Source organism: Uliginosibacterium sangjuense (assembly GCF_059132465.1).
The window spans coordinates 3,965,783-3,981,061 of sequence record NZ_CP101132.1 but is presented as its reverse complement, the minus strand read 5'-3'; the positions used below and the strand labels follow the sequence as shown (position 1 = coordinate 3,981,061).

Here is a 15,279-nt window from a genome sequence, read left to right as displayed (position 1 = left end):
CGGGAGCGCGATAAGCGCATGCTAGACTGCCTGACCCCTTGATCCACGCGGAGCGAAGCCATGCGCATACTGCTCGCCGAGGATGACGAACTGATCGCCGACGCCCTGGTGCGCGCGCTCAAGCGTGCCGGTTACGCGGTGGACCACGCGGCCACCGGCAACGCGGCGGATGCCGCCCTGGCCTCCCAAACCTATGACCTGGTGGTGCTCGACCTTGGTTTGCCGAAGCTCTCCGGCATCGAGGTGTTGCAACGCCTGCGCGCGCGCAAGGCCACCTGCCCGGTGCTGATCCTGACCGCGCGCGACGGCGTCGAAGACCGTGTTCGCGGGCTGGACGCCGGCGCCGACGATTACCTGACCAAACCTTTCGCCCTGCCCGAGCTGGAGGCGCGCGTGCGCGCACTGACCCGGCGCGGCACCGGCCAGGGGCGCAGCATCACGCTGGGGCCGCTGAGCTACGACCAGGTCGACCACTCGGTGACCATCAACGGCCAACTGGTGGAGCTGTCGGCGCGCGAGATCGGCGTGCTGGAGGTGCTGCTGCTGCGCGCCGGCCGCCTGGTCAGCAAGGAGAACATGCTGGACCACCTGTGCGGCTGGGGCGAGGAAGTCTCGCTCAACGCGATCGAGGTCTACGTGCATCGCCTGCGCAAGAAGATCGAGGCCAGCGGCCTGCGCATCACCACCGTGCGCGGCCTCGGTTACTGCCTGGAGAAGCCGGGCATGCCCACGGATGCGCCTGCGTAGGCCGCGCGCCCGGCCACCCGCGCCGCCGTCTCCCGCCAGGCCGCGCCGGCGCCGGGGCACCTATTCGCTATTCGGCGAAATCCTCGACTGGATGCTAGCGCCGCTGCTGTTCCTGTGGCCCATCTCCATCGTGCTGACCTACGACGTGGCTTCGCGCATCGCCAACCTGCCGTATGACAAGGCACTGGCCGACCAGGTCAAGGCTCTGTCGCGCCAGGTGCGCGTCAGCCAGGGTCAGATGACGGTGGACCTGCCGCCCTCGGCCAGTCGCGTGCTGCGTTCAGACACCGAGGACACGGTGTACTTCCAGATCGTCTCACCGGACGGCGACCTGCTCGCCGGTGATCTGGAGATTCCCGGGCTGGCGCAGGGCACGCCGCTGCGTTCGCGTGAGGTGCAGTTCCGCGATGCCGAGATCCAGGGTGATGACATCCGCGTGGCCTACCTGCCGGTGGTGCTGGACGAGGGGCAGCCGCAGCGTTATGGCGTGGTGCAGGTGGCGGAGACGCGCCACAAGCGCAGCAGCCTGTCGACGCGCATCGTGTCCGGCGTGCTGCTGCCGCAGTTCCTGATCATCCCGATCGCGGTGGTGCTGGTGTGGTTCGGCCTGTCGCGTGGTATCGCGCCGCTGCGCCGCCTGCAGGACACGATCCGCGAGCGCCGTCCGGGCGACCTCGCACCGATTCCGCCGGACAGTGCACCGGAGGAGGTGCGGCCGCTGATCATCGCCTTCAACGACATGATGGTGCGCCTGGAGGACAACCTGCAGGCGCAGCAGCGCTTCATTGCCGATGCTGCACACCAGATGCGCACTCCGCTGGCGGGGCTCAAGATGCAGGCCGAGCTGGCGCTGCACGAGCCGGACCCGGAGCAGATGCGCGCGGCCATGCGGCGGGTGCATGCCGGGGCTGAGCGCGCGGTGCGCCTGACCAACCAGTTGCTGGCGCTGGCGCGTGCCGAGGCCAGCTCGGAGAAGCTCTATGTGTTCGAGCGCCTGGACCTGCGCGAACTGGTGCGCGAGGTGCTGGCCGACCATGTGCCGGTGGCCCTGGCCAAGGGTCTGGACCTGGGCGTGGAGGGCGGGACGGAACCGGTGTGGCTGGATGGCGCGGCGGTGCTGCTCGACGAGTTGCTGACCAACCTGGTCGACAACGCGGTGAAGTACACCCCGGCCGGTGGGCGCGTCACGGTCGGTGTGTACGCCGACGACAACGATCCGGAATGGGTCGTGCTGATGGTGCGCGACAACGGGCCAGGGGTACCGCTGGAGGCGCGCGAGCAGGTGTTCGAGCGCTTCTTCCGTGTGCTGGGTAGCGGCGCCGAGGGCAGCGGCCTGGGCCTGGCCATCGTGCGCGAGGTGGCCGAGCTGCACGGCGGCAGCGTGCGCCTGGACGAAGGCGAGGGTGGGCGCGGCGTGTGCGTCACGGTGCGTCTGCGGCGCGCGCCAGTGGCGTCCGACGAAGCCGAGGCTATGCCGGGTTCAGGGGCAGGCTGAGGCGCGCTTCACAGCCGCCGCCGGGGCGTGGCAGCAGGTCCAGCCGGCCGCCGTGCAGGTTCGCCACGCGCTCCGCGATGGCCAGGCCGAGGCCGGCGCCAGGGGGGCCGTGGCGTGCCGCGTCGCCGCGCGTGAAGGCCTGCTTGAGGCGCGCCGGGTCGCCCTCGCCCAGGCCGGGGCCGCGGTCACATACGCTCAGATGCAGGCAGTCCTGCTCGGCGCGCTGGGCGATCTCGTAGGGCGCGGCGCCGTGGCGCAGCGCGTTCTCCACCAGGTTGGCAAGCAGTCGCTGCATGGCCAGCGGGCGCAGCGATTGCGGTGCCAGGGGCGCCAGGTCGAGGGTGAACTGCGCGCTGGCGCCCAGCGTTTCCAGCGTGGCGCGCACCAGCCCGGCAAGGTTGCAGGCAGCGACGGGTTCGGTTTCGTCGGCGCGCGCGAAGGCGAGAAACTGGCCGATGATCGCGTCCATGTGCTCGATGTTGCGCACCATGCCGGCCTGTAGCGCCGGGTCGCCACCCTCGATGATTTCCACCGCCAGGCGCAGCTTGGCCAGCGGCGAGCGCAGGTCGTGCGACACCCCGGCCAGCATCACCGCGCGCTCGCGCTCGGTGCTGTCCAGGCGCTGCATCATGCGGTTGAAGCTGCGGCTCACCGCGGCGATCTCGTCCGGCCCGTCCTCCGCCAGGGCCGGCGGCTGGGGTGGGCCCTGGCCCAGGCGCTCGCTGGTGCGGATCAGCTCCTGCAAGGGGCGGTTGATGCGCCGCTGGATCAGCCAGGCGCCCAGCAGGGCGAGCGCGCTGCAGGCGGCGCTGAGCCACACCCACAAGCCGGGCAGGCCGCTGCCATCGAGGCGTGGCAGTGCGATGCCCACCCAGTAGTGCTGGCCGTCGCGCAGGGCGAGGCGGGCCCACAGGCGGAAGTCTTCCTCGGCGCGCCATTCGACGCGCGCCTCCTGGTCCGGCAATAGTGCGTCGAGACGGCTCAGATAGGTGCGTAGCAGCGGGCGTGGCGGCCTCGCCGCCGCCGCCGGGGGCTCGGCGCCGGCAGCGATGCGCAGGCTGCCCAGCGCGTTGAGGCGGCTCACCAGGGCCGGGCGGTGGTCGCGCGGCAGTGCCTCCAGTGCGCTGTGCAGCGCGGCCAGCGTGGTGGCACTGACCTGGGCGGCCTGCTCGATGCGCGGCACGATCACCAGTTGCCGCAAGAGCAGCGCCGAGACGAGCTGGCTCAGCGCCAGCAGGCCGACGATCAGCAGCAGGTTACGCCCGAACAGGCTGCGCGGCAGCAGCCTCATGGGGTGGCCTGGCCGGCCGGCACGAAGACGTAGCCCACGCCCCATACCGTCTGGATGTAGCGTGGCTGCGCCGGATCGTCCTCGATGAGGCGGCGCAGGCGCAGGATCTGCACGTCCACCGCGCGGTCGCTGGCCGCGTAGTCGCGGCCGAAGGCCAGGGCGCGCAGGCGGTCACGGCCGAGCGGCCGGTTGGGGTGCTGCGCCAATGCCGTGAGCATAGCCAGTTCCCCCGAGCTGATGGCGATGTCGGCACCGTCGCGGCGCAGACGGCGCTGGGTTGGCAGCAACTCGAAGGGGCCGAAGCGCAGCCTCTGCCCGTCCTGCGTCGCTGCCGCCGGGGTGGCGCCGAGCATGGCCTGGCGGCGAGCGATGGCCTGGATGCGGGCTACCAGTTCGCGTGGCGTGAAGGGCTTGGGCAGGTAGTCATCGGCGCCCATCTCCAGGCCCAGGATGCGGTCGACCGGGTCGCCGCGCGCGGTCAGCATGATGATCGGCACCTGCTCTCCCTGGGCGCGCAGGCGGCGGCACAGTGACAGGCCGTCTTCGCCGGGCAGCATGAGGTCCAGCACCAGCACGTCGAAACGCTCACGGGCGAGCAGGCGCTCCAGTTGCGCGGCGTCGTCGACGGTGCGCACCTCCAGGCCCTGGGCCGTGAGGTAACGCTGCAGCAGGGCGCGCAGCTCGGGGTCGTCGTCGAGGGCGAGGACGCGGATGGCGGACATCGGTGCCGGGGTGGGCGGAAAGTAGATGGGCGCAGTGTAGCCCCGCGTCGTCCCTGGTCGCCGCCTGCCGCCGGCAAAGTGATTGCAAACGGTTACAGGAGGCGTGGGCTGCAATGTCTGCATACCAATCTGCCCACGTCTTGAAACCCATGGTGCATGGCGCCTGCCTAGAGTGGGTGCATGCCTTCGCAGCGGGCGGGGGCAGACCACTTATTTGCGAGGAGTTGCACATGGACATCCCTTCCCCTTCACTGATCCGGGCCTCGTCCCTGAGTCTTGGACTGGCCCTGTTTGCCTTGCTGGCGGCAACGCCCGCCTTGTCGGCCGGCGCCCTGTATGGGCGCCAGGTCGCACGCGACGCCACGGGCGGCGGGCAGGCCGCGCGGGTGGCTGCACTGCGCGGGCCGAATGGCGGCGAGTACGCCCGCGGCCGTGCGCTGAGCGGTGATGGCGTCGGCAATGCGAGCCTCAAGAGCGGCGGGGCCTATCGTGGGCCACAGGGCGCCACGGCGGCGCGCGCAGGCCAGACCCTGCTTGCCGCCGATGGCAGCGCGAGCCATGCCAGCGGCTTTCGCAGCAGTGGCGCGCGCGGCACCCTGGCGAGCGAGGGCACGGCAACGCGCAGCGCCGACGGTACGGTCGATCAGTCGCGCGTGAGCACCGCCACCAGTGCCAGCAGCGGCAACACGCTGACCCATACCCAGGCCTACAACAGCGAGACCGGCCTGACCCGCAGCACGAGCTGCGCCGACAGCGCGGGCAATGCGATCGCCTGCCCCAGCCGTTGAACGCGAGGAGAAGCCCATGAGCATGCAGAACCTACTGCGCGTGATCGTTGCGACGACCTGTCTGACGCTGGCACTGCCGGGCCTGGCCGCGCCTTCGGCCGAGCGGCTGCAGAAGCTGGACGATGCGCTGGCCAAGCGTTTCGCGGCGGCCGACACGGACGGCAACGGCCAGCTCACGCGGGCCGAGGCCAAAGCCGGCATGCCGCGTGTGCATGAGCAGTTCGACGCCATCGACACGGCCGGCCAGGGCTATGTGACGCGCGAACAGGTGCGCAGCTTCACCGCCAAGGCACTGGCCGAGCGCCGCCAGGCCAAGTGATGGTGCCCGGCGGGGCCGCCGGAAGCCCCGCCGTCGCTGCTGCGCTGCACAGGAAACTGCGTAAGCTCAGTGTAAGTCTCCGCTCCTAAGGTCAGCCTGCCCGCAGAGCCACAAGGTGATGTCGGGCTTCCCAGCAACGGAGGAGAGACAATCATGGCGGATGGCATCACGGCGCCGGGTTCAGCCCCGCGCACTACAGGCATCACGGCCGAAGAGAAGAAGGTGATCTTTGCATCCTCTCTCGGCACGGTCTTCGAGTGGTACGACTTCTATCTGTTCGGTTCGCTGGCGGCCTTCATCGCCAAGCACTTCCTGTCGGGGGTCAACGAGACCACGGGCTTCATCCTGGCCCTGCTGTTCTTCGCCGCCGGTTTTGCGGTGCGTCCCTTCGGCGCGGTCGTGTTCGGCCGTCTCGGTGACCTGATCGGTCGCAAGTACACCTTCCTGGTGACCATCCTGATCATGGGCGTGTCGACGGCGGCGGTGGGCTTCCTGCCCGGCTATGCCACCATCGGCATCGCGGCGCCGATCATCCTCGTGGTCCTGCGCATGCTGCAGGGCCTGGCACTCGGCGGCGAGTACGGCGGGGCCGCCACCTACGTGGCCGAGCATGCGCCCAAGGGCAAGGTCGGTGCGTTCACCGCGTGGATCCAGACCACCGCCACGCTGGGCCTGTTCCTGTCGCTGCTGGTGATCCTGGGTTGTCGCACCGCGATGACGCCGGAGGCCTTCGATGCCTGGGGCTGGCGTATCCCCTTCCTGCTGTCGGTGCTGTTGCTGGCCATCTCGGTCTACATCCGTATGCAGTTGAACGAATCGCCGGTGTTCCAGAAGATGAAGGCGGAAGGCAAGTCCTCCAAGGCGCCACTGACCGAATCCTTCGCCCGTTGGGACAACCTCAAGATCGTGATCCTGGCCCTGCTGGGCGCCACCGCCGGCCAGGCCGTCGTGTGGTACACGGGGCAGTTCTACGCGCTGTTCTTCCTGACCCAGACCCTGAAGATCGACGCCACCACGGCGAACCTGCTGATCGCTGCTTCGCTGGCCGCGGCGACGCCTTTCTTCATCGTGTTCGGTTCGCTGTCGGACAAGATCGGTCGCAAGCCCATCATCATGGCCGGTTGCATCATTGCCGCACTGACCTACTTCCCGATCTTCAAGGCGCTCACCGTTGCCGGCAACCCCGACCTGGCCAAGGCCCTGGCGACCAGCCCGGTGACTGTGGTGGCCGATCCGGCAACCTGCTCCTTCCAGTTCGACCCGGTCGGCAAGGCCAAATTCGTGAGCTCCTGCGACATCGCCAAGAGCGCGCTGGCCAAGCGTTCGGTGAGCTACTCCACGGTGGCGGGTGCACCCGGTGCGGTCACCCAGATCAAGATCGGCGACAAGGTGGTCGAGTCGTATGAAGGGGCCGGCCTGGCCGCGGCCGATGCCAAGAGCAAGAGCGACGCCTTCAACAAGGCACTGGGTGACGGCCTCAAGGACGCCGGCTACCCGGCCAAGGCCGACCCGGCCAAGGTCGACAAGCTGATGGTGTGGTTGCTGCTGACCATCCTGGTGATCTACGTGACCATGGTGTACGGCCCGATCGCTGCCTGGCTGGTCGAGTTGTTCCCGGCACGCATCCGCTACACCTCGATGTCGCTGCCCTACCACATCGGCAACGGCTGGTTCGGCGGCTTCCTGCCGGCGACCGCTTTCGCCATGGTGGCGGCGACCGGTGATGTGTACTACGGTCTGTGGTACCCGATCACCATCGCGGTGGTGACGGCGGTCATCGGCACGCTGTTCCTGCCCGAGACCAAGAACCGCGACATCCACGCCTGACCCGGTTCCCGCTCCGCTGCCCCCGGCGGAGCGGATTCCGGCAGCGCGCTGCCCACGCGGCGCGCTGCCAGAATCCCCCACCCATAACGGAGACAAACCATCATGCGCAACCTCAAGACATCCCTCGCGTTCGTGCTGGGCACCGCGTCCCAACTGGCCCTGGCCTCCGGTGATTCCGGCACCGGCGCGGTGGGCGAGATGAACCTCAGCGGCGGCCAGTTCTTCCTCCTTGTCGGCGGGGTCGTGGTCGTCGGCCTCGCGCTGTGGCTGGTGAGCAAGTTCATCAGCAAGTAAAGTGCTGACCGGGCGGCGCAACCTGCGCCGCCTGCCACTTCGAGCCACTTGTTGCAGGCTCGCGGCTTCAACCAGACGGGTCCTGGACCTTGAAGCTTGCGCTGATCGCCGATATCCACAGCAACATCGAAGCCCTCGACGCGGTGCTGGCCCATGCCGGGCAGCAGGGCGCGCAGCGCATCATCCTGCTCGGCGATCTGGTGGGCTATGGCCCTGATCCCGAGGCGGTGATCGAGCGCTGCCGCAGCCTGGTGGCCGACGGGGCGGTGGCCGTGCTCGGCAACCACGATGCCTCGGCCTGCGGGCGTGACCCTTCCAGCATGAACGACGAGGCCGAGGCGGCCATCCTGTGGACGCGCGCGCGCCTCAAGCCCGACCAGATGGACTGGCTGGCCGGCCTGCCGCACGTGGTGCGCGAAGGCGAGGTGACCTGGGTCCATGCTTCTGCCGCGCGCCCGCAGGACTGGCTCTATGTCAGCGACGGCAAGGCTGCGCGGGCGAGCCTGGAGGCCGCCGGCACCACCTGGGTGTTCGGTGGCCATGTGCACGACCCGACCCTGTACTACTCCGGGCGTGATGGGCGCCTGCTGCCCTTCCACCCGACCGAGGCGATCCCGATCCCGGTGCCGCGCCATCGGCGCTGGCTGGCCATCGTCGGTTCCTGTGGCCAGCCGCGTGATCGCACGGTGGGCGCGCGCTACGCCCTGTTCGACCAGACGCGGGCGACCCTGTGCTTTCATCGCGTGGCCTACGACCACGCCGCCACCGCTGCCAAGATCCGCGCAGCCGGGCTGTCGGAACGCTTCGCACGGCATGTCGAGGGGCTCGAATGAGCGCAGCCGAGCTGAGTCCGGGTCAGCAGATCGACGGCTTCACCATCACCGCGCGCATCCATGCCGGCGGCATGGCGGTGATCTACTCCGTGAGTCACCCCGACATTCCCGGCCCCCTGGTCATGAAAGTGCCGCGCCTGGGCCACGGTGAAAGCGGCGCCACGGTGGTCGGCTACGAGGTCGAGCAGATGGTCATGGCCGCGCTGGACGGTCGTGGTCCGGTGCCGCGCCTGCATGCCAGCGGCGACCTCGCGCAGCAACCGTACCTGGTGATGGACCACATCGAAGGGCAGCCGCTGTCCACGCGCGTCGAGCGCGGGCCGTGGCCGATCGAGGAGGTGTACCGGGTCGGCGCGGCCATCGCCGAAGCAGTGTTCGCGCTGCACGCCTGCGAGGTCACCCACCTCGACCTCAAGCCCTCCAACATCATCGAGCGGCCCGACGGCAGCATGGTGCTGATCGACCTCGGCCTGGCGCATCACGCCCACCTGCCGGACCTGCTGGCCGAGGAGTTCCGCCGCCCCATGGGCTCGGCGCCCTACATCGCGCCGGAGCAGGTGCTGGGCGTGCGCTCCGATCCACGCAGCGACATCTTCGCCCTCGGCGTGATGCTCTACGAGTTCGCCACCGGGCGCCTGCCCTATGGTGCACCGCAGTCTCCCAACGGGATGCGCCGCCGCCTGCGGGTGACGCCGCATCCGCCGCGCGCGCAGCGGCCCGACATTCCCGAAGCGCTGCAGGAGATCATCCTGCACTGCCTCGAAGTCGACCCCAACCGGCGCTACAGCTCGGCCCACCAGCTCGCTTTCGAGCTGCAGCATTTGCCCGACGTGGTGATCACCAGTCGCGGCCGGCGCATGCAGCGGCCCGGCTTGTGGACGCGCTTCCGCCGCTGGCTGTTCGGCATCGGCTACGAGCCCCTGCATGTCAGTGCACCCAGCCAGACCTTTCACGAAGCGCCCATCATCATGGTCGCGGTGGCGTTGTCGCATACCAACGAGCGCGAGCAGGTGGCACTGCGCCGCGAGGCGGAACGGCAGGCGCGGGCCGAGCCTTCGGCGCGGCTGGCCTTCGTCTCGGTGGCACGGCCACAGCCGGTGATGGGGCAGGCGGAAGAGGAGCGCAGCGCGCCGCGCGAACACATGCGCATGCTGGTGGAATTGCGCCACTGGGCGGCCGGGCTGGCGATGGAGGCGAGCCGTGCCACCTTCCAGGTGCTGGAGGGCAACGATGCGGCGGAGGCGATCGTCGACTACGCGCGCAATAACCGCGTCGACCACATCCTGATCGGCGCGCCGCCGCCTGACCTGATCGCGCGCAAGCTGTTGCCGACGGTGTCGGAGCGCATCGCGGTCGAGGCGCCTTGTTCGGTGACCATCGTGCGGGCAGCCTGAACCAAACGCGGAGGAGGGGGCATGCAGATCGAAAAGGACATGCGCTACTGGCAACTGGCCGAGCGCAAGAAGCGCATCGTTGCGCTGCTGCTGGCGCTTGCCCTGGGGGGCTTTGCCGTCCTTGCGGTGCTGGTCAGTTGGGCGCCGGCCTGGCTGGCCCAGGCGCTGCCCCTTGGGCTGAACCTGGGCCTCGCCCTGGTGCTGCTGGTGTTCCTGCTGTGCGGCCTGGTGGCCTATCTGTACGGACGGGTGGCGGAGAACGACTTCGACTGCGTCGCGGCCGAACTGCAACAGGATGTCTGGCGCATGGAAGGGAGGCGCTGACATGGCGCGCCCGCTCCTCATTCCGCTGCGCGTGTTGCTGCCAGCCCTGCCTGTCGCGGCGCAGGCCCAGGAGACGCAGGCGCGCGTGTTGGCGCTGGAGGTGACCGCCGTCTTCCTGTTGCTGACCCTGGCGATCATCTGGTTCGCCGCGCGGCGTCTGCGCGCGGTGGCCGAGTTCTACACCGCCGGCCACGCGATATCGGCGCACCAGAACGGTTGGGCGATTGCCGGCGACTACCTGTCGGCCGCCTCCTTCCTGGGCGTGGTGGGCCTGATCGCCGCTTACGGCTTCGATGGCCTGCTGTACTCGGTGGGTTTCCTGGCGGCCTATGTGGTGGTCTTGCTGCTGGTGGCCGAGCCCTGTCGCAACCTGGGGCAGTACACGCTGGCCGACATCCTCGCGGTGCGCCATCCCTCGCGCGCGGTGCGCAGCGCGACCGCCCTGTCCGCCCTGGTGGTGACGCTGTTGTACCTGTCGGCCCAGATGCTCGGCGGCAGCCTGGTGCTCCACCTGCTGACCGGCCTGTCGCACGAGGCTTGTGCCTGGCTGATCGGCGGCCTCACGGTGGGCTATGTGCTGCTCGCCGGGACCGCCACGATCACCTATGTGCAAGTGGTCAAGGCTGTCATGCTGGTCGGGGTGACCCTGGTGCTGGCGGTGCTGGCGCTGTGGCCGCTGGGCTTCTCACTGCCGGCGCTGCTCGACCAGGTGCGCGCCAGCGCCGACGTGGCCGCCCATGTCACGGTGTTGCGCGGCGGCAGCGAGGCGACGGCCTTCCTTCAGCCCGGCCTGTATTTCCCGCTGGCGCTCGACCGCTTCTCGCTGTGCCTGGCGCTGGTGCTGGGCACCGCCGGGTTGCCGCACATCCTGATGCGCTTCTTCGCCGTGCCCACGCCGGGCGAGGCGCGGCAGTCCGTAACCTATGCCATGAGCATCATCATGCTGTTCTACCTGCTGACCATCGTGCTGGGGCTGGCCGCCGCCGCCTACCTGGGGCCGGCGACGGTGCTGGCCTTCGACCCCGGGGCCAACCTGGCCGTACCCTTGCTGGCGCAGCACTTGGGCGGCGGCCCACATACCACCAGCGGGCAATTGTTGCTGGCGCTGACCGCAGCGGTGGCGCTGACCACCATTGTTGCGGTGGTGTCGGGCCTGTTGTTGTCGGCGGCTGATGCGGTGGCGCACGACGCCTACGCCTGGGGCGTGCACGGCGGGGCCGGCAGCGGACGCGGCGAGCGTCGGGTACATCGCGTGGTGGTGGTGGTGGCGGGCGTGGTGGCGGTGCTCTTGTCGCTGGGCGGGCGTCATCACAACGTGGCGCACTGGGTCGGGCTGGCCTTTGCGGTGGCAGCCTCCAGCAATCTGCCGGCGTTGTTGCTGTCGCTGTACTGGCGGCGCTGCAGCACGGCCGGGGTGGTGGCCGGCATGGTGGTGGGTACCGGCAGCGCCGGCCTGCTGATCCTGCTGTCGCCCAACATGGGCTGGCAGGCGCCGCCTTTCCCTCTGATGAACCCCGGGCTGGTGTCTATCCCGCTCGGTTTCCTGGCGGTGTGGCTGGTGTCCCTGTGGCGGCCCGACACGCACACCCAGGCGAGCTGGGAGCGCTTCCGCCTGCGCCGCGTGACGGGCATCCGCAGCGAGGGCTGAACTCAGCCGCTTGCCCGTGTCTGCCAGAGCGTCAGCGCGCGGTTCAAGGCTTCCAGCGAGACCGGTTTGGTGAGGTAGTCGTCCATGCCGGTGGCCAGCGCACTGCTGCGGTCGTCCAGCGAGGCATCGGCGCTGACCCCGATGATGTAGGTCTTGATGCCTTGCTCGCGCAGGCGGCGCGTGGCGACGAGGCCATCCATCTCCGGCATGCGGGTATCCATGAGAATGAGGTCGAAGCTGCCACCTTCGTGCGCCTGCAGGGCTTCGATGCCGGTGTGCGCGGTGCTGGGCGTGCTGACTCCCAGCTTGGACAGCAGGCGCGTGATGACCATCAGGTTGACCGGGTTGTCCTCCACCACCAGCACCCGCGTCTGCGGCGCCAGGCTGACCGTCGGTGTGGCGGACTGGGCTGGCGTGGCCTGGCTGTCCTGGCACATGCGCAGCGGAATGCTGAACCAGAACTCGGAGCCTTTCCCGGCACTGCTGTCGACGCCGATCTCGCCGCCCATCCGCTCGGTGAGCATGCGGCAGATGGACAGCCCCAGGCCGGTGCCGCCGAAGCGCCGCGTGGTCGACATGTCGGCCTGCTCGAAGGGGGTGAAGATGTGTTCCAGCTTGTCGGCCGGGATGCCGATGCCGCTGTCGCGCACGCCGAAGCGCAGCCGCACCCGGTCTTCCTCACGGCCGAGTTCGCGCACCGTGATCTCGATGCTGCCGCGCTCGGTGAATTTGATCGCGTTGCCGACCAGGTTGACCAGGATCTGGCGCAGGCGCACCGGGTCGCCCATCAGCTCCGCCGGTACGCTGCTGCCGATCAGGCAGTCGTAGCCGAGCCCCTGTTCGCGCGTGCGCACCCTGAACAACTTGCCGATGTCATCCAGCATGGCGGGCAGACTGAAGCTCACGCATTCGAGTTCGAGCTTGCGCGCCTCGATCTTCGAGTAATCGAGGATGTCGTTGATGATGCCCAGCAAGGCTTCGCAGGAGGAGCGCATGGTGCGCACATAGTCGGCCTGCTCCGGGTTCAGCGGCGTGTCGCCCAGCAGTTCCGCGACGCCCAGGATGCCGTTCATGGGGGTGCGTATCTCGTGCGACATCATGGCGAGAAAATCGCCCTTGGCACGGCTGGCCGCAGTGGCGGCGTCGCGTGCGGCAATCATCGCCTGTTCGGCGGCGTGGCGTTCGGTCACGTCGGTGAAGGAGAACACGCGGCCGATGACTTGTTCGGCATGGCGGGCCGGGCGCGACTTGCACTCGAACACGCGCCCGTCGGCGAGGTAGAGGGTGTCGAAGTTTTCGCTCTCGCTGTCGGAGGCTATCCGCGACAAGTGTTCGGCAAAGGGATCATCTGGCGCGAGGCGGGAGATCAGGAACTGCTTGAGCAGACGATCCTCGTGTTCGACCAGGATATCCTGCGGCACCCGCCACAGTTCGGCAAAGCGCCGGTTCATGTTGGCGATGCGGCCGTGCCGGTCGAGCAGCAGGATGCCATCCACCGTGGCCTCGAGCGTCGCGCGCAGTTGCGAGGTCATGTGCGCCAGCTCTTCCTCGGCGCGTTTCTCGCCTTCGATGCCGTGTGCGCTCACCACCAGCCAGCCGGCCCCTTCGTCGATCCGGCGTACCCGCTTGCTGACCGCCAGCGTGCTGCCGTCCGCGCGCTGGTACAGGCCCTCGATCCAGTCGACCTTGGGGTTGCCGCCCTGGCGCACGTCCTCCCAGAAGAACACATCGGACAGGGCGCATTCGATGTCGGTGATCGGCCGTCCCAGCAGCGCGTCCTGGGTGTAGCCCAGCTCCGCCAGCGCGGCCGGGCTGGCCGCGCGGATCTCCAGGCTGGTGGCGTCGACCAGCAGCAGGATCTCGCTGGCCTGACCCAGCAGCAGCGACTCGGGACTGCTCACGGCTGCCCCCCGCGCGCGTCGGCATCGAAGTAGTAGGTCACCCGCTTGCGCGGGCTGAGATATTCATAGACTGCTGCTGGCAGCAGGTTGGGGCGGATCGCCTTGGCGATGTGCAGTTCCGGTTCCTGTTCCAGGTCGACCATCAGCGCCTCTTCCTTCGGGATGGCCTCGTCGTACACCACCACCCAGGGCCGCAAGGGTTTTTCCGGGTTGACCGACTGCACCACCGCCAGCGCCTCGTTCGACAGCTTCACGATGCTGCCCGGCGGATACACACCCAGCGAGCGGATCATCAACTGCAGCGCCTGGCCGTCGAACTTGTCGCGCATCTTGGCAAACATCAGCGACAGCGCTTCGTGCGGCGTCAGCGCCTTGCTCACGTCCACCGGATTGCACAGGTTGTCGTAGTGATTGACCAGCCCCACGATGCGCGCCAACTGATGGATCGCACTGCCCTTGAGCCCGCGCGGATAACCACTGCCGTCGACCAGCTCATGGTGCTGGTAGATCACGAACTGCGCGGCTTCGGGCAGGCCCACCTTCTTGGCGATGCGCAGCCCGTACTCGCAGTGCATCTTGCGCAGTTCGATCTCGGCATGCGTGAAGTCGCCCGTCTTCTTCAACACCTTGTCCGGAATGTCCATCAGACCGATGTCGTGGAACAAGGCGCCCAGGCCCAACAGGCGGCAGTCCTCGCGGGCCATGCCCAGGCCCTTGGCCAGCATCATCGACAGCACCGAACAGTTGAGCCCATGGAAGTAGGCGTCCTCGCCGCCCGCCTTCTCGCCCATCACATGCAGCGTGACCTCCGGTGCGTCGAGGAAGGCGCTGGTCATCTGGTGCACCAGTTCGCTCACCTCGGCGATGCAGTCAGCCGGCCGCGACACCAGGTTGCGGTTGATGTTGCGCATGATCGCGGCGGCCTTGGCGAAGGCCTTTTCCACGTGACCGATGCGCTCCTGGCGCGCCCGCAGGTGGCGCGCCCGGGCCTGTGCCGCCGCTGCCTGCGGATCCTGCGGGGTGGGCGCCGCCGGCACCGGCTCGGCCTGAGCCTCGACTTCACCGCCTCCGCTGCTCCCCAGGGCCTGCGCCGGCAGATCGCTGCGTGCCGGGTCGTAGCGGAAGCGTTTGACGCCCAGCCCGCGCAGCGTCGCGATCTGATCGGCCGACTTGATCTTGAACTGGTTGAAACTGAAGGGGTGACTGAACCAGGGCAGGTCGATGAAGATGTACAGACCGATGCAAAGCTGCTCCGGCAGGACGAAATGGTCAGTGCTTTCCGGGTTCATGAAGGGGCTCAGGCGGCAGGCGCGGGGCTGCGCCATCAGTGGTTTACGGCCGCCCGCGCCGTGATTTGAGGGGTGCCGGACCTAACGACAGAAGCGGGTTTGGCTAACCCTGAAAGTCTCTGCTATAATGCTGGTCTTTCCCGGCCTGGTAGCTCAGTTGGTAGAGCAGCGGATTGAAAATCCGCGTGTCGGTGGTTCGATTCCGCCCCAGGCCACCACAGGATTCCAAGACAGAAGGCCCATCCGCAAGGATGGGCCTTCTTCTTTTCGCTGACCGGCTGCCTGTCTCATTTTCTGGCGGTTTGGTCGCCTCGCATGCCTGGCCTCTCGGCCCGACTCCACCCGTCACCGGTTTCAGTTGTCCAGCGATTGCTGTCGCGTCCGAGACGGGCTTCCCCCGTCAGAGC

At 68.5% G+C, this 15,279-nt stretch carries 14 protein-coding genes and 1 tRNA gene; 11 read left to right on the top strand and 4 right to left on the bottom strand.

The window, feature by feature from the left end:
- Positions 1-60 precede the first annotated feature (60 nt).
- Together NMB43_RS18445 and NMB43_RS18440 are read left to right on the top strand one after the other, a co-directional pair.
- Positions 61-747: a response regulator gene (locus tag NMB43_RS18445; protein ID WP_494349631.1), complete on the top strand. Its 687-nt coding sequence runs from the start codon at positions 61-63 to the stop codon at positions 745-747.
- Between the two features lie 91 nt (positions 748-838).
- Positions 839-2,242 carry a sensor histidine kinase N-terminal domain-containing protein gene (locus tag NMB43_RS18440; RefSeq protein WP_494349630.1) on the top strand — a complete coding sequence of 468 codons (1,404 nt, stop codon included), beginning with the start codon at positions 839-841 and terminating at the stop codon, positions 2,240-2,242.
- Here the strand turns inward: NMB43_RS18440 and NMB43_RS18435 are convergent.
- Positions 2,217-3,533 carry an ATP-binding protein gene (locus tag NMB43_RS18435; protein WP_494349629.1) on the bottom strand — a complete coding sequence of 439 codons (1,317 nt, stop codon included), beginning with the start codon at positions 3,531-3,533 and terminating at the stop codon, positions 2,217-2,219. The two genes, NMB43_RS18440 and NMB43_RS18435, sit on opposite strands and share 26 nt — an antisense overlap.
- Entirely contained in the window at positions 3,530-4,255 is a 726-nt protein-coding gene (gene ompR, locus NMB43_RS18430) for an osmolarity response regulator transcription factor OmpR (RefSeq protein WP_494349628.1), read from the bottom strand. Before ompR ends, NMB43_RS18435 begins: the two co-directional genes overlap by 4 nt.
- 230 nt (positions 4,256-4,485) lie before the next feature.
- Between ompR and NMB43_RS18425 the strand changes: the two genes are divergently transcribed.
- The 8 genes from NMB43_RS18425 to NMB43_RS18390 all read left to right on the top strand — a co-directional run bounded on the left by NMB43_RS18425 (position 4,486) and on the right by NMB43_RS18390 (position 11,682).
- Positions 4,486-5,043, top strand: a complete 558-nt coding sequence (locus tag NMB43_RS18425; protein WP_494349627.1) for a hypothetical protein — start codon at positions 4,486-4,488, stop codon at positions 5,041-5,043.
- Positions 5,044-5,059: 16 nt separating this feature from the next.
- Positions 5,060-5,362 carry an EF-hand domain-containing protein gene (locus NMB43_RS18420; RefSeq protein WP_494349626.1) on the top strand — a complete coding sequence of 101 codons (303 nt, stop codon included), beginning with the start codon at positions 5,060-5,062 and terminating at the stop codon, positions 5,360-5,362.
- A 153-nt stretch (positions 5,363-5,515) separates the two neighbouring features.
- Complete coding sequence (locus NMB43_RS18415) at positions 5,516-7,189, top strand: MFS transporter (protein WP_494349625.1); 1,674 nt, start codon at positions 5,516-5,518, stop codon at positions 7,187-7,189.
- 102 nt (positions 7,190-7,291) lie between these two features.
- Positions 7,292-7,483: a hypothetical protein gene (locus NMB43_RS18410; RefSeq protein ID WP_494349624.1), complete on the top strand. Its 192-nt coding sequence runs from the start codon at positions 7,292-7,294 to the stop codon at positions 7,481-7,483.
- An 89-nt stretch (positions 7,484-7,572) separates the two neighbouring features.
- On the top strand, positions 7,573-8,316 hold the full coding sequence (locus tag NMB43_RS18405) for a metallophosphoesterase family protein (RefSeq protein ID WP_494349623.1): 744 nt from the start codon (positions 7,573-7,575) through the stop codon (positions 8,314-8,316).
- Complete coding sequence (locus NMB43_RS18400) at positions 8,313-9,710, top strand: serine/threonine protein kinase (RefSeq protein ID WP_494349622.1); 1,398 nt, start codon at positions 8,313-8,315, stop codon at positions 9,708-9,710. Before NMB43_RS18405 ends, NMB43_RS18400 begins: the two co-directional genes overlap by 4 nt.
- Positions 9,711-9,731: 21 nt before the next feature.
- A complete protein-coding gene (locus NMB43_RS18395) occupies positions 9,732-10,034 on the top strand; it encodes a DUF485 domain-containing protein (protein ID WP_494349621.1) in 303 nt (100 codons plus the stop codon).
- Position 10,035: 1 nt separating this feature from the next.
- The gene (locus NMB43_RS18390) at positions 10,036-11,682 is read left to right on the top strand and encodes a solute symporter family protein (RefSeq protein WP_494349620.1); all 1,647 of its coding nucleotides are present in this window, start codon (positions 10,036-10,038) and stop codon (positions 11,680-11,682) included.
- Positions 11,683-11,684: 2 nt separating this feature from the next.
- Here NMB43_RS18390 and NMB43_RS18385 read toward each other — a convergent pair whose 3' ends face one another.
- Complete coding sequence (locus NMB43_RS18385; protein WP_494349619.1) at positions 11,685-13,583, bottom strand: ATP-binding protein; 1,899 nt, start codon at positions 13,581-13,583, stop codon at positions 11,685-11,687.
- Positions 13,580-14,908 carry a cyclic di-GMP phosphodiesterase gene (locus NMB43_RS18380; protein WP_494349618.1) on the bottom strand — a complete coding sequence of 443 codons (1,329 nt, stop codon included), beginning with the start codon at positions 14,906-14,908 and terminating at the stop codon, positions 13,580-13,582. The genes NMB43_RS18385 and NMB43_RS18380 overlap by 4 nt, the downstream gene beginning before the upstream one ends.
- Before the next feature lie 106 nt (positions 14,909-15,014).
- On the opposite strand from NMB43_RS18380, the gene NMB43_RS18375 reads away from it, so the two are divergent.
- A tRNA-Phe gene (locus tag NMB43_RS18375) sits at positions 15,015-15,090 on the top strand.
- Positions 15,091-15,279 lie beyond the last annotated feature (189 nt).

Coding starts and splice junctions, on each gene's coding strand:
- NMB43_RS18420 (WP_494349626.1), top strand. CDS start 5,060: ATGAGCATGCAGAACCTACTGCGCGTGATCGTTGCGACGACCTGTCTG.
- NMB43_RS18425 (WP_494349627.1), top strand. CDS start 4,486: ATGGACATCCCTTCCCCTTCACTGATCCGGGCCTCGTCCCTGAGTCTT.
- ompR (WP_494349628.1), bottom strand. CDS start 4,255: ATGTCCGCCATCCGCGTCCTCGCCCTCGACGACGACCCCGAGCTGCGC.
- NMB43_RS18380 (WP_494349618.1), bottom strand. CDS start 14,908: ATGGCGCAGCCCCGCGCCTGCCGCCTGAGCCCCTTCATGAACCCGGAA.
- NMB43_RS18400 (WP_494349622.1), top strand. CDS start 8,313: ATGAGCGCAGCCGAGCTGAGTCCGGGTCAGCAGATCGACGGCTTCACC.
- NMB43_RS18445 (WP_494349631.1), top strand. CDS start 61: ATGCGCATACTGCTCGCCGAGGATGACGAACTGATCGCCGACGCCCTG.
- NMB43_RS18440 (WP_494349630.1), top strand. CDS start 839: ATGCTAGCGCCGCTGCTGTTCCTGTGGCCCATCTCCATCGTGCTGACC.
- NMB43_RS18435 (WP_494349629.1), bottom strand. CDS start 3,533: ATGAGGCTGCTGCCGCGCAGCCTGTTCGGGCGTAACCTGCTGCTGATC.
- NMB43_RS18390 (WP_494349620.1), top strand. CDS start 10,036: ATGGCGCGCCCGCTCCTCATTCCGCTGCGCGTGTTGCTGCCAGCCCTG.
- NMB43_RS18415 (WP_494349625.1), top strand. CDS start 5,516: ATGGCGGATGGCATCACGGCGCCGGGTTCAGCCCCGCGCACTACAGGC.
- NMB43_RS18395 (WP_494349621.1), top strand. CDS start 9,732: ATGCAGATCGAAAAGGACATGCGCTACTGGCAACTGGCCGAGCGCAAG.
- NMB43_RS18410 (WP_494349624.1), top strand. CDS start 7,292: ATGCGCAACCTCAAGACATCCCTCGCGTTCGTGCTGGGCACCGCGTCC.